13 protein-coding genes are annotated in these 13,035 nt (G+C 58.4%); 4 read left to right on the forward strand and 9 right to left on the reverse strand.

The window, feature by feature from the left end; translation table 11 throughout:
• Nucleotides 1–74 precede the first annotated feature (74 nt).
• From CARG_RS06615 to ctaC, 7 genes are all read right to left on the reverse strand, one after another.
• Complete coding sequence (locus tag CARG_RS06615; RefSeq protein ID WP_020976639.1) at nucleotides 75–608, reverse strand: GNAT family N-acetyltransferase; 534 nt, start codon at nucleotides 606–608, stop codon at nucleotides 75–77.
• Nucleotides 609–738: 130 nt separating this feature from the next.
• The gene (gene qcrB / locus CARG_RS06620) at nucleotides 739–2,370 is read right to left on the reverse strand and encodes a cytochrome bc1 complex cytochrome b subunit (protein WP_020976640.1); all 1,632 of its coding nucleotides are present in this window, start codon (nucleotides 2,368–2,370) and stop codon (nucleotides 739–741) included.
• Nucleotides 2,367–3,587 (reverse strand): cytochrome bc1 complex Rieske iron-sulfur subunit, encoded by a 1,221-nt coding sequence (gene qcrA / locus CARG_RS06625; protein ID WP_020976641.1) that lies wholly within the window; start codon nucleotides 3,585–3,587, stop codon nucleotides 2,367–2,369. The genes qcrB and qcrA overlap by 4 nt, the downstream gene beginning before the upstream one ends.
• Nucleotides 3,584–4,471, reverse strand: a complete 888-nt coding sequence (gene qcrC / locus CARG_RS06630) for a cytochrome bc1 complex diheme cytochrome c subunit (RefSeq protein WP_020976642.1) — start codon at nucleotides 4,469–4,471, stop codon at nucleotides 3,584–3,586. Before qcrC ends, qcrA begins: the two co-directional genes overlap by 4 nt.
• Nucleotides 4,472–4,543: 72 nt before the next feature.
• A complete protein-coding gene (gene ctaE / locus CARG_RS06635) occupies nucleotides 4,544–5,158 on the reverse strand; it encodes an aa3-type cytochrome oxidase subunit III (RefSeq protein WP_041747622.1) in 615 nt (204 codons plus the stop codon).
• A gap of 511 nt (nucleotides 5,159–5,669) precedes the next feature.
• Nucleotides 5,670–6,101, reverse strand: a complete 432-nt coding sequence (ctaF, locus tag CARG_RS06640; RefSeq protein ID WP_020976644.1) for an aa3-type cytochrome oxidase subunit IV — start codon at nucleotides 6,099–6,101, stop codon at nucleotides 5,670–5,672.
• Between the two features lie 29 nt (nucleotides 6,102–6,130).
• Nucleotides 6,131–7,258, reverse strand: a complete 1,128-nt coding sequence (gene ctaC / locus CARG_RS06645) for an aa3-type cytochrome oxidase subunit II (RefSeq protein ID WP_041747067.1) — start codon at nucleotides 7,256–7,258, stop codon at nucleotides 6,131–6,133.
• Nucleotides 7,259–7,711: 453 nt separating this feature from the next.
• On the opposite strand from ctaC, the gene asnB reads away from it, so the two are divergent.
• Nucleotides 7,712–9,634 carry an asparagine synthase (glutamine-hydrolyzing) gene (gene asnB, locus CARG_RS06650; protein WP_020976646.1) on the forward strand — a complete coding sequence of 641 codons (1,923 nt, stop codon included), beginning with the start codon at nucleotides 7,712–7,714 and terminating at the stop codon, nucleotides 9,632–9,634.
• A gap of 130 nt (nucleotides 9,635–9,764) precedes the next feature.
• Here asnB and CARG_RS06655 read toward each other — a convergent pair whose 3' ends face one another.
• Both CARG_RS06655 and CARG_RS06660 read right to left on the reverse strand, forming a co-directional pair.
• Nucleotides 9,765–10,112 carry a PadR family transcriptional regulator gene (locus CARG_RS06655; RefSeq protein WP_020976648.1) on the reverse strand — a complete coding sequence of 116 codons (348 nt, stop codon included), beginning with the start codon at nucleotides 10,110–10,112 and terminating at the stop codon, nucleotides 9,765–9,767.
• Nucleotides 10,113–10,282: 170 nt separating this feature from the next.
• Entirely contained in the window at nucleotides 10,283–10,648 is a 366-nt protein-coding gene (locus CARG_RS06660; RefSeq protein WP_020976649.1) for a HesB/IscA family protein, read from the reverse strand.
• Nucleotides 10,649–10,760: 112 nt separating this feature from the next.
• On the opposite strand from CARG_RS06660, the gene CARG_RS06665 reads away from it, so the two are divergent.
• Genes CARG_RS06665 through cobT form a run of 3 tightly spaced genes read left to right on the forward strand, consistent with a single transcriptional unit; the run spans nucleotide 10,761 to nucleotide 13,030 of the window.
• Entirely contained in the window at nucleotides 10,761–11,420 is a 660-nt protein-coding gene (locus tag CARG_RS06665) for a DUF3043 domain-containing protein (protein WP_052331906.1), read from the forward strand.
• 8 nt (nucleotides 11,421–11,428) lie between these two features.
• A complete protein-coding gene (cobU, locus tag CARG_RS06670) occupies nucleotides 11,429–11,980 on the forward strand; it encodes a bifunctional adenosylcobinamide kinase/adenosylcobinamide-phosphate guanylyltransferase (protein WP_020976651.1) in 552 nt (183 codons plus the stop codon).
• Nucleotides 11,981–11,992: 12 nt separating this feature from the next.
• On the forward strand, nucleotides 11,993–13,030 hold the full coding sequence (gene cobT / locus CARG_RS06675) for a nicotinate-nucleotide--dimethylbenzimidazole phosphoribosyltransferase (RefSeq protein WP_020976652.1): 1,038 nt from the start codon (nucleotides 11,993–11,995) through the stop codon (nucleotides 13,028–13,030).
• Nucleotides 13,031–13,035 lie beyond the last annotated feature (5 nt).

Consider the following 13,035-nt stretch of genomic DNA (forward strand, 5'->3'; position numbering starts at 1 on the left):
TAGGAGATAACTCTGAACACCCACCCCAAAAGACCTTCAAGTAAAGCTTTAAGAAAGCTATATTGTAACTTTCGTCACAATTGGTTTGCGGTGGCCTCATTTTGAGGGTTTTGCAGCACATAAACCTGATCTTCAGGCGATACATCTCGGTCGGGACTCCGACGAAAACCCAGCCGCCGAGCCAAGGTGACGGATGGGAGATTGTCGGGGCTAATGATCGCGATACATTCCTTACCCAGTTGTGCGCTCGCATCCAAAGCGGCTTTTACGGCTTCATACGCTAACCCCTTCCCCTGGGCCCCTGGACGAAAACGATAATAGGTATTTAAGACCGCGTCGCCTGCAAGAATGTAATGGCGGACCCCCGCGAACCCAACGATCTCCCCCTGGTAGCTCACCGCGTAGTATCCCCTCCCCTTTTGTTGCCAATCCTCCGTCCATTGATCACGCAGCTGGATGGCCTCGCTGCGTTGTTTCATGACTAAGTCGGGGCGGTGGCTGTAAGTCCGAGTATCCGAGTGGATCTCCCACAAGGCGTCTGTAAGTGCATTTACGTCGCGAAATTCGTTGACTGGGATCAAACTGAGGCGTTCGGTACTCAGAATCATGGTTCTAGAGTACCTAAGCGGTAGCGCTGTATATAAGGGCCTTATGTATAGACAGACGAAAGGGCGGGGTCTTTGAAAGACTCCCGCCCTTTCGTTTGAGCGCTAGTTGTGCGTAGTGACGCTAGTGGCTTTAGTGCTTGCCGTTTTCTTCGTCAGCTGCGCGGTTGGCCAATTGCAGGTTCTCGAACATCTCAACCTCTTCAGCGTGGTTAGCGTGCTCGATTTCTGCGGCCTTGTCGGCGATGTTCTCCGGGTCCGGGGTGAAATAGGAGCCGCGGCCGGGGTGGCCAGCGAAGCCAAGCTGATTCATCTGCTTCGGAACCGGGGCGCCGGCGTAGTCGAGGGCCTTCGGGTGGCCGTGCTCGTCAACGTCGTCGGTGAGCGGCTGGTGAACCTCGATGAAAGCACCGTTCGGCATCTGGTTGATCACGCCGGTTTCGATACCGTGCTCCAAGACCTCACGGTCGGACCGCTGCAAACCAAGGCAGATGCGGTAAGTGATGAAGTACGCGATCGGAGGCAGAACGATCAGACCGATACGGCCGAACCAGGTCATTGCGTTCAGCGAAACCTGGAAGTGCATAGCGAACAGGTCGTTACCACCGGACAGCGTCAGGATTCCGTAGAACACCAGAGCCATCATGCCGAGCGAGGTGCGGACGGGAACATCGCGCGGACGCTGCAGCAGGTTGTGGTGGGCGTCGTCGCCGGTCATCTTCCGCTCGATGAACGGGTAGGTGAACAGCAGAACAACGAGCACACCGAGCAGGATGGCTACCCAGAACACAGCGGGGATCGTGTGGCCGAAGGGGTACAGCTCCCACGCAGGCATAACACGAGCAGCACCGTCAGTCCACAGCATGTAGATGTCAGGCTGGGAGCCCGCAGACACCTGTGCCGGGTTGTAGGGGCCCAAGTTCCAGATTGCGTTGATCTGGAATGCGCCGGCCATGAAGGCGAGCACACCGAAGGTGATCAGACCGAAAGCGATGGACTTCACGGCGAAGACCGGCAGGATGCGGACGCCGACGACGTTGGTCTCGGTGCGACCAGGTCCGGGGAACTGAGTGTGCTTCTGGTACCAAACCAGAGCGAGGTGTGCGGCGATCAGTGCCAGCAGGATGCCGGGGATGAGCAGCACGTGTGCGATGTAGAAACGGTCCAGCATCAGCTCGGAGGGGAAGTCCCCACCGAAGATCAGCCAGTGCAGCCAGGTACCGATGATCGGAAGCGACAGCACAATGGCGGACATAATGCGCAGACCAACACCGGACAGCAGGTCGTCAGGCAGGGAGTAACCCATGAAGCCTTCGGCGACGCTCAGCAGAAGCAGGACGCAACCGATGATCCAGTTGGCTTCACGCGGGCGACGGAATGCACCGGTGAAGAAGATGCGGAACATGTGCACCATGATGGACACGGCGAACATGAGCGCTGCCCAGTGGTGCAGCTGGCGGATAAACAGGCCGCCACGCACCTCGAAGGAGATGTTGAGTGCGGTGGCGTATGCGTGCGACATTTCGACGCCGCGAAGCGGTTCGTATGCACCGTCGTAGATGACCTTCACGATGGAAGGATCGAAGAAGAGGGTGAGGTAGATACCCGACAGCAACAAGACGATGAAGCTGTAAAGGGCGATCTCACCGAGCATGAACGACCAGTGGGTCGGGAAGACCTTGTTGATCTGGCGTCGGATGCCCGCAGACATGGTGTAGCGGGAATCCATGTTGGTGCCCATCTGGGCTAGTTTATTGTTGCTCATGATTTACGCTCCCAGAAGGCCGGGCCAACAGGCTCAATAAAGTTGCCCTTGGCGACGAGGTAACCCTCTTCGTCCACGGTGATCGGTAGCTGAGGCAGAGCGCGAGCTGCAGGTCCGAAGACCGGCTTGCCGTACTGCAGCGCATCAAACTGCGACTGGTGGCAGGGGCAGAGGATACGGTTGGTCTGTGCCTCGTAGAGCGAGGTGGGGCAACCGATGTGAGTACAGATCTTGGAGTAGGCGTAGTAATCGCCGTAGTGGAAGTCTTCCTGGCCTTCGCGCTGGATCGCACGATCGGCATCTGCGGAACGCAGGCGGATAAGCATCACTGCGTTGCGGGTACCGTGGATGGAGTGCATCTGCTCTTCGTAGACGTCGCGGGTGGCGTCGTAGTTACCGCCATCGTTGACGAAGCCCTCGGGGAGGGGGAAGACAGTTTCCATACCAGCGGCTGCAAGATCCTCGGGACGCATACGGACCAGGCGGGAAATGCCCTGGGTAGTGTAGTGCTCCTCGTAACCTTCGCCGTGGGTTTGGGCAATTGCACCAGTGTCACGACCGAGGTAAACCTTGACGCCTTCGTCGACCAAGGTCCAGCCAGAGGTCCACAGGGTACCGTCACCCTGAACGTTCAGCGGGTGGGCAGGCTTCCAAGGGTTCTTAATCATGCCCATCAGCGGGCCGAACACAGCGAGGCCGCCAAGGACAGCACCGCTACCCATCAGACCCATCAGGACCTTGCGGCGGCCCAGAGTGGAGGTCTCCCAAGCATCGTTAAGCAGTGCAACGATGGTGCGCTGGTCGACTTCTTCCGAGGGGCCGTCATGGCGGCGCTGTACAGAAATCTCTTCCGGGATGAAGCGCTTAACGTATTCGACAGCACCGAAGCCCATAAAGAGAATGGACAGACCCATAGTGATACCGATGAGCGGGGTATAGAGCGTGTAGAGCCAGACACCCTGCTCGCCAAGGCCTTTGTACTGCCAAGGCCAGAAGATGTAAATGCCGAAGAAGGCAACAGCCATAACGATTCCGAGGAGGAACCAGAGGCCGACCAGGTTTACGGCGCGCTTTTCAGCTGGGTCGTTGGGAATCGGGAAGCGCTGCTTGCGGTATGCAACAGTAACTTCGTCGAGTTCGGTACCAAGACGCGCGAGCTCATCGTTGCTCATCGCGTTCAGTTCTTGAGAGGTGTATTTTTTCTGTTCTTTACTCATGAGCGCGATCCAATCCACAGAGCTGCAGCCACGCAGACTACAATTCCGACGAGCCACATCATCATGCCCTCGGTAACGGGGCCGATGCCGCCGAGTCCGTAGCCACCCTGGCTGGGAGTCTCTTTGGCGGCCTTGATGAAGGCGATGATGTCTTTCTTTTCGTCAGCGTTGAGCTGACGATCAGAGAACTTAGGCATGTTCTGCGGGCCGGTGAGCATAGCCTGGTAGATCTCTTGCTCATTTGCGTGATCCAGGTTAGGAGCAAACTTACCGCCCGACAGTGCGCCGCCACGACCGGTGAAGTTGTGGCAAGATGCGCAGTTCAAGCGGAAGAGCTCGCCACCGCGTGCGATGTCCTCGGGGGCAATGTTGCCGTCGTAATGGACGCCGCGGAGGGATTCCATAGCGATGCTGCCATCGTCGTTGCGGACGATGCCGGGGCCGCCACCGTTGGCGTTAACGTAAGCAGCCAACGCGAGGATCTGGTTTTCGTTGAACTTCGGAACCTTGCGGGTTGCCTGAGCTTCGTTACGGACCATCGGCATGCGGCCGGAGTGGACCTGGAAGTACACGGCGCCCTCGCCGACGCCGATCAGAGACGGGCCGCGATCTTTAATACCCTGAAGGTTTGCGCCATGGCAGGTGATACATGCCATGTCGTAGATGTCCTTACCCTGGGCGATCAGTGCCTGCTCATCAACATCTGCGGTTGCGACCTGTGCTGTAGGGGTGAGGGCACTTGCAAGAAGTCCCGCACCGGTCAGGCCGAGCGTCAAGGCAAGCGCACCCGCGAAGGTGCGGCGCACCTTGCGGCGGCTCTTGACCTTTTTAGCCGAGCTGGCTGCGGAGGCAACCGTCTCGGTGGTCTGGGGAGTTGTTTCCATCGTTTCCCTTTTAACTCGTGGTGGTCAAAGTGAAGGGCAGTAAGCCGGAGCCATGTTCCGGCATCCTACGGCCTACTTAATGAAGTAAATGGTGATGAACAGGCCGATCCAGACGACGTCGACGAAGTGCCAGTAGTAGGACACCACCATCGCTGCCGTTGCCTGAGCCGGCGTGAACTTCGACTTCGCGGTACGCAGAAGCACAACCACGAAAGCGAGAACACCTGCGAGAACGTGAGCAGCGTGGAAGCCGGTCGTGATGTAGAAGACCGAGCCGTAAATGCTGTTCTGAATCGTCAAGCCGTGTTCAACCAAGTGGAAGTACTCGTAGCCCTGACCGATGAGGAAGATGGTTCCCATCAGTGCGGACAGTGCGTACCAGCGACGAAGCTTGAATACATCGCCCCTTTCTGCGGCAAAGACGCCCGCCTGCGCAGTGAATGAGGACGCGACCAGGATGGTCGTGATCACCATTGCGTAGGGGACGTTGAGATGCGCTGCATCTTCATGCCACGTCGAATCCTGGCCATTTGCGCGAGATACGAAGTACATCGCGAAAAGACCAGCGAAGAACATTAATTCCTGCGACAGGAACACAATGGTTCCGACACTGACCATGTTCGGTCGGTTCAGTGCCGCAACACGTTGCGTTGCTGCCGATCCTGTGTTTCCAACTGCGCTCGTCACGTGTTCCAGTATGACGGGCTTGCCAGTGTTCGTCATGTAAACGCCCCCTTTGTTCCGCAGGCTTCGCGCAGCTTATTGCCAGCAGAATGCAAGAAAAACCCGATTAAAAATTTTCTTTGGGCGCCCGGGAACTTTTTTAATTCTTTTACGACGGCAGCCCTTGGCTGGGTTTACGCAGGTTAGGCGGAGATCGACGCGCAATGACGCCGCAACACCGTGTGCGTAAATAGATGTTGCGGTGGATGCCAGCCTGCGGCGCGCACTTTAGAACCAGTTCCCGACAGTGACGTATTTAACATTCGGCGATTGAGGCAAAAACCCAGGAATCAAACTTTCGATTCACCCCCCATCGCCTCCCCCCGTGTTTGGCTCCGACCTGCACTAACAGCTACCCAATAGAGGATCACTTTCTTGTCTGTTGCCGCACACAACAGGGACCGCTAAAAGGTAAGAAATCACAAAACCGCCCTTCCCCGAAGGCAGCTGGGGAAGGGCGGTTAAAGGTAGACCTTTAGTGCTTTTCCTTCGGCAGACCGTACTGCAGGTTCAAGGAGATGCCACCGAAGATGAGGACCACGGCGCCCAAAAGAAGCAACCAGTAGGCCATGAAGGCGATGCCGTACCCCATGATCGCAACACCGACGGTCATGACGAAGGGCCAGATTGAGCCGGGGCTGAAGAATCCGAGCATGCCAGCGCCATCTTCGACCTCTGCCTCTTCCCAGTCTTCAGGGAGGATGTCGATGCGACGCTCAGTGAAATGAAGGTAGCCGCCGAGCATCAAGGACAGCGCAGCAGCAAGCGCCAAACCCGTAGCGCCAGCCCATTCGAGGCCTTGGATGTTTCCGGAATCGTGAACCTTCTCAGTGGCGACGATGTAAATGACAGTCACCAGCGCCATGAAGACGGTGATGCCATAGAAGATCTTTGCTGAAGTCCTCATGAGTATTATTCTCCGTTTCTCAAAGAGCTTTAGCCGTTGAGCTCAACAGCGTTGGAGCCCTCTTCGACACCGCGGGTGTCGGTACGTCCGGTCTTGAAAGGCTTGGTGGTTTCTGCTGCGGCTTTCTGGCCGATAGCGGCCAGAGCCTGGCCGTTGCTTGCCTCGGGGTTGTCCATGCGGAATTCAATGTACTGCTTGAACAGTTCAGGGGAGACAGCGCGAACCTCGAAGTTCATCATTGCGTGGTAGGTACCACACATTTCTGCACAGCGACCGACGTATGCACCTTCGTCAACGCTTTCAACCTGGAACTTGCGCTCAGACTTATTGCGCTCGGGGTGTGGGAAAGCGTCGCGCTTGAACAAGAACTCCGGAACCCAGAAGGAGTGGACGACGTCAGCCGAAGCGAGGTCGAACTCGACCGGGGTGTTAGCGGGGATCACGAGAACCGGAACCTCATCGGAAGTGCCGAGGGTTTCGATCTTGTCGAAGTGAAGGTAGGACAGATCTGCGGCGGACTTGCCGTGGATCGGACCCTTGGCCTCGCCATGGTGAGCGGTGCCTTCTTCGCCGCGGGTGGTGTCGTCGAACTCACCGGCGCGGTCGACTGCTTCCTGGCGCTCCTTGTCGGTACCGACGTAGTTTTCACCATTCGGGGTGAACTCGCCATCGATGGAGCCGTAGCCGAACTTCCAGTTCCACTGGTATGCGGTCACGTCGACGGAGACCTTGGGGTCCTTATCGAGTGCGGTGACTTTATCCTGCGTCTGGACGGTGAAGAAGAACATGCCCATAACGATGATGATCGGAATAACCGTCAGCACCAGCTCGAGGCCAATGTTGTATCCGGTCTGGCGGGGGAATTCGCCCTTGCCCTGCTTTTCTGCGCGCTTGGCGGAGTATGCGAACAGGCACCACAACATGAGGCCCCACATAATCGCACCGAGAATCCAGGCTGCAACCCAGGTCCATACCCAGAAGTTGCCCATCGCGTGAGCCTCGGGGGTTACGCCCTCGGGCCAACCGAAGCGCAGTGCCTTACCCAGGGTTCCGCTGGGAGCATCGACGTCGCAACCTGCGAGGGTGAGCCCCGCCAGGCCAAATGCTCCGCCTAATGCGGCCTTGCGCTTGAATAGACGCTGTGTCTGCTGATCCACGTGTGTCTGCCTTCCTGTCCACACTTTGGCTAACGCGTTGAAGGTCTCCTCAACGCACATTTCTACATTGGGACAATATCCTAAAACGCCGCAAAATCCATCTCATTTCACGACGTTTAGGACAGACTTAGTGCAGCCTGTGGGGGTTTTAACCCCAATAAAGCGACCCTTATTCCGTGACAGTTTTCTACTTCTGGGCGCGCTTCTACAGGGGTTATGCCGCACCCCCGCCATCACCCCACCGTCTTCTGACAACTAGCCCCCATTGCACGGGCGAGACAAACCACCGTTGAATGTTATGCAACTCACAGCCCATCATCCATAAGTTTGCCCACATGAGGGGGTCTACACTCCCCCACCATTCCCCACCGCCCGGGCTGCGCCCTCCCCGCTCGACCAGACCGGGGCGGTATAGTTGCGCCGTCAACCCTTTTATTTCTATGGAGGCTTTTTATGTGCGGCCTGCTCGGCATGCTCACGTCCCACTGCAACGCGGCGTCGTTCGCTCCGGCAATTGAACATGCACTGCCCTGCATGCGCCACCGCGGCCCAGACGAGGCCGGCACCTGGCACGACGATCACGCGGTCTTCGGCTTTAACCGTCTGTCAATTATTGACCTCAAGCATTCCCACCAACCCCTGCAGTGGGGACCAGAGGATCAGCCCGACCGCTATGCCATGACTTTCAATGGCGAGATCTACAACTACATTGAGCTTCGCGAGGAGCTCAATACCCTGGGGTACCAGTTCAATACCTCCGGTGACGGCGAACCGATTGTTGTTGGTTTCCACCACTGGGGCCCAGATGTTGTCAAGCACCTGCGGGGAATGTTCGGTGTCGCGATTTGGGACAGCATCGAGCAAAAACTGTTCCTGGCCCGCGACCCCTTCGGCATCAAACCGCTGTACTACTCGACAACCGATGCCGGCACCGTATTCGCTTCTGAGAAAAAGTGCATCCTCGACATGGCTGGGGCGATCGACCTCGATCTAAGCCTCGACCACCGTGCTATCGAGCACTATGTCGACCTTCAATACACCCCTGAACCGGAGTCCCTGCACGCCGGTATCCGTCGCCTGGAATCAGGCACCTACGCATTCGTCACCCCGGGCGGCACCGTCGACTCCACCCGCTACTTCGAACCGAAGTTTAAGACCACCCCTGTCCCGAAGGACAAGGAACAAGACTTGTTCGACAGGATCGCTGCAGCGCTGGAGGATTCGGTCGCTAAGCACATGCGTGCCGATGTCACCGTGGGGTCCTTCCTGTCCGGCGGCATTGATTCCACCGCGATCGCTACCCTTGCCAAGCGGCACAATCCGAACCTGTTGACCTTCACCACCGGTTTCGAACGTGAGGGGTATTCGGAAGTTGACGTCGCGGCGGAATCTGCCGCAGCCATCGGCGCGGAACACATCGTCAAGGTTGTCTCCCCGGAGGAGTACGCAGACGCAGTGCCGAAGATCATGTGGTACCTGGATGATCCTGTAGCGGATCCCTCCCTAGTTCCGCTTTATTTTGTTGCTGCAGAAGCTCGCAAGCACGTCAAGGTGGTGCTCTCCGGCGAGGGCGCAGACGAACTCTTCGGCGGTTACACCATCTACAAGGAACCGTTGTCTCTCGCGCCGTTCGATAAGGTTCCCGCTCCCCTATTGAAGGGGCTCAACCGCTTGTCTCGCGTGCTGCGCGAAGGGATGAAGGGCAAGTCTCTGCTGGAACGCGGAACCACCCCGATGGAAAAGCGCTACTACGGCAATGCTCGCAGCTTCAATTACGAGCAGCTATCGCGAGTGCTCATCGATGCCCGCCCTGAGTGGGACCACACGGACGTCACCGCCCCGATTTACGCCAAATCGCGGGACATGGATCCGGTTGCGCGTATGCAGCACCTAGACCTGTTCACGTGGATGCGCGGCGACATTTTGGTCAAGGCCGACAAGATCACTATGGCCAACTCTTTGGAGTTGCGCGTGCCCTTCCTGGATCGGGAAGTCTTCGCCGTCGCAGAAACCATCCCCTATGACCTCAAAATCACCGAGGGCACCACGAAGTATGCCTTGCGTAAGGCGATGGAGCAGATCGTGCCTGCGCATGTTTTGCACCGCAAGAAGCTAGGCTTCCCCGTGCCCATGCGCCACTGGCTTGCCGGCGATGAGCTGCATGGTTGGGCTTTGGAGCAGATCACCGCTTCGGGCACAGAGCACATCTTCAACAAGCCCGCAGTGTTGGAAATGCTCGAAGAACACCGCCAGGGCGTGAGCGATCATTCGCGCCGACTGTGGACGGTACTGTCCTTCATGATCTGGCACGGCATCTTCGTCGAGCATCGCATTGACCCGGGTATCGAAGAGCGCGACTACCCCGTGGAACTGTAGCGCTGACTAGCGAGCTTTAGGCTTCGTTGTCTGGCACCAGCCAGCGGCGGTCGACGTCGATGATGTTGACCGCGTAAAGCACAACGCCCAAACGACCCGCGAGGATGCAGACCAACGATGGCTGACCTCCTTAGCCTTCGATGTTGTTCGTGATCTGGTTAATGCTGTTGGCAAAGCTCGCCCACTGCTGTTTCATCGCTGTTGCGTGTTGTTTTCCATGCTCCGTAAGGGTGAATATTTTTCGCCCCGGCCCAGAGTCGGCGTGTTCCCATTCGGAGTTGACGATGTTTTGCGCTTCGAGCTTGGCAAGAATCGGGTAGAGCGTTCCGCCTTTGACTTTGCCGATACTGGCTTCTTCAAGCGCTTGGCCGATTGCGTAGCCGTGCATGGGGGCGCTTGCTAGCACGCTGATGACGGCCAAGGGGGTAAGCCCTCGGAGCCACTCAGCCGGAAAGCTTGTTGCTTGTGTCGATGCCATAGCTACGCCTTAAAACAATCTAGTTAGATTATCTATCTATATGGCTAAAAATAATGACGCCGCGGTGCCCACCAGCATTCAGCGTGGTAGCGCACAACAACGCGACGTCATTAAATACGCGGACGTAAGCCCGCAACAGTCAGTACATCCGACTACACATCAGTTACACATCAGTTGAAGGAATCACCACAAGCGCAGGAGCTACCCGCATTGGGGTTATCAATCGTGAAACCCTGCGACTCAATGGTGTCAGCGAAATCGATGGTGGCACCAGACAGATACGGAACACTCATCTTGTCCACGACCAAACGAACGCCACCGACCACATCGACCTTGTCCCCATCGAGGTCACGATCATCGAAGTACAGCTGGTAGCGCAAACCAGCACAACCGCCCGGCTGCACAGCGATACGCAAGGACAGATCATCGCGACCCTCCTGGTCCAGCAAAGCCTTCGCCTTGGCAGCGGCCGCCTCGCTGAGGATCACCCCGGTGTTCGAAGTGGACGGGCCGGTTGCGGTCTCAGTATTGCTCATGAAAAATCTCCTAGAATCCTGCAGCGTCAGCGCACATAGCGCTCCCTAAGCATCCAAGGGTACAGCCCGACACCAAAACACGCCACAGCAGGCATCTAGTAACCTTGGACGGGTGAGTAAACAGCACGAAGAACACGTGGCACACGACACCGTCGCAGACGACGCAACCGACACCACCCAGCGCCCCAAGGGCTACACCCCACCCAAGGGCAAGCCCACCCCCAAACGCGACCGACCCCACCGCGGAAACACCACCCCACCCATGACCCGCGCAGAGGCCAAACAGCGCAAAAAGGAGCTCAAGGCCTCCATGTCCAAGGAGGAGTACAAGGCCCTCCAGCGTAAAGAACGCGAAGAAGCCAGTGCAGAACGCCGAAGGGTCCAAGAAGCCATGGCGCGCGGCGACGAACGCTACCTGCTGGAGCGCGACAAGGGCCCCGTGCGAGCCTACCTCCGTGACTGGGTTGACGCGCGCCGGTTCCTAGCCAACTTCCTCATGCCGGCTGCACTCGCGCTACTCGTGCTCATGCTTATCGCCAACTCGAACCCGAACGTAGCTGGCCCCATCAGCATGTTCACCATGGCGCTCATGCTCGCCTTCCTCATCGAAGGTGTCATTCTGGGACGCCGCGCGGTCAAGGCCGCCCGCGCGAAATTCGGCGACCTCGATGCCGGTGGATTCACCCTCGGCTACTACGCCTACTCCCGCGCCAACCAGCCCCGCCGCTGGCGCACCCCCATGCCGCGCGTAGAAATCGGCGACAAGGTTTAGCACCCGCCATGCGCACACTCGTCCTAGGCGGAGCCCGCTCCGGCAAATCGCTATTCGCCGAAGAGCTCGTGGCCGGACGTAGCTGCCTCTACATCGCGACAGCACGCCCCTGGCCCGGCGACACCGACTTCGCTGAGCGTATCAATCAACATGTCCAGCGCAGGCCACTGCACTGGGCCACTGAGGACCAACGCGACCTACTCGACGTCCTCGACGCCCTGGACGATCGTGACCAGGCCGACCCCCGCGGCGTCATTCTTGTCGATGACCTCGGAACATGGCTAACGCACCTCCTCGATTCCGCGGGAGCATGGGACCAGCCACGAGGCTCAATCTCAGAGCACACTAATCGGTTGCTCGATATACTGTCTACCTGCAAGCAGGACATAATCCTGGTCAGCCCAGAAGTAGGCATGGGCGTGATCCCGGAGTCCCGAGCAGGCAGGCTCTTCCGAGACGAGATCGGCACCCTCAACCAACGCATTGCAGACATCTGCGAGCGCGTCGTGCTCAGTATCGCTGGGCAGAGCATAATCATCAAAGACACCCCTGTTGACTAAAGGAGCCCACCAGTGGCCGCTGAACTTTTCCCCACCATCGACGCCCCCAGCGCCGACGCTCGAGCACAAGCAACCGCTCACCAAAACGTCCTGACCAAACCAGCGGGTTCCTTGGGGCGCCTCGAACAATTGGGCATCTGGTTGTCTGCTTGCCAGGGCGTGTGCCCACCCAAGAAGATCACCGACCCGCGCATCGTCGTATTCGCCGGCGATCACGGGGTCGCAGCCAACGGCGTATCCGCCTACCCCACCGAGGTATCGCTGCAGATGGCGGCGAACATCCGGGCAGGCGGGGCCGGCATCAACGCCATCGGTTCTGCTAGTGGCGCTACCGTCCGGGTGGTTGATGTTTCTCTTGATCATGACGCCGAAGGGCCCGAGCGTGTGCGTCGCAGTTGCGGTTCCATCGACCGCGAGGACGCCATGACGACGGAAGAAGCGATCGCCGCGTTCAAGGTTGGTATCGCCGTGGCTGACCAGGAAGTGGACTCCGGTGCTGATCTGCTGATCGCAGGCGACCTGGGTATTGGTAACACCACCCCCGCTGCGGCCATCATCGGTTCCTTGTGCGGTGCGGAACCCGTGAAGGTTGTTGGTCGAGGCACTGGAATTGATGACGCCGCGTGGCAGCGCAAGGTCGCAGCTGTTCGCGACGCGATGTTCCGCGCGCGGGAGAAGACCTCCGACCCCATCGCGTTCGCCCGCACCACGGCCTCCCCTGACCTGGCAGCTATGGCCGGCTTCTTGGCCCAAGCAGCGGTGCGCCGCACCCCCGTCATTCTCGACGGCGTGGTGGTCACCTCCGCAGCGTTGATCGCGGATCTCGCGGCACCCGGGGCGCGCGACTGGTGGGTTGCGGGCCACGCAGGCGCCGAACCAGCACACGCCATCGCATTGGAGCGTTTGGGGCTTGAGCCCATTGTCTCCCTCGGATTGCGGCTTGGTGAAGGTTCCGGAGCTGCCACTGCTTTGCCCTTGGTTAAGCTGAGCGCCAACATCCTGTGCGACATGGCCACATTCAGCTCTGCCGGTGTCTCTGAGGCCCACTAGTTAAC

Origin of the sequence: Corynebacterium argentoratense DSM 44202, assembly GCF_000590555.1 — a bacterium.
Classification (GTDB): Bacteria; Actinomycetota; Actinomycetes; order Mycobacteriales; family Mycobacteriaceae; genus Corynebacterium; species Corynebacterium argentoratense.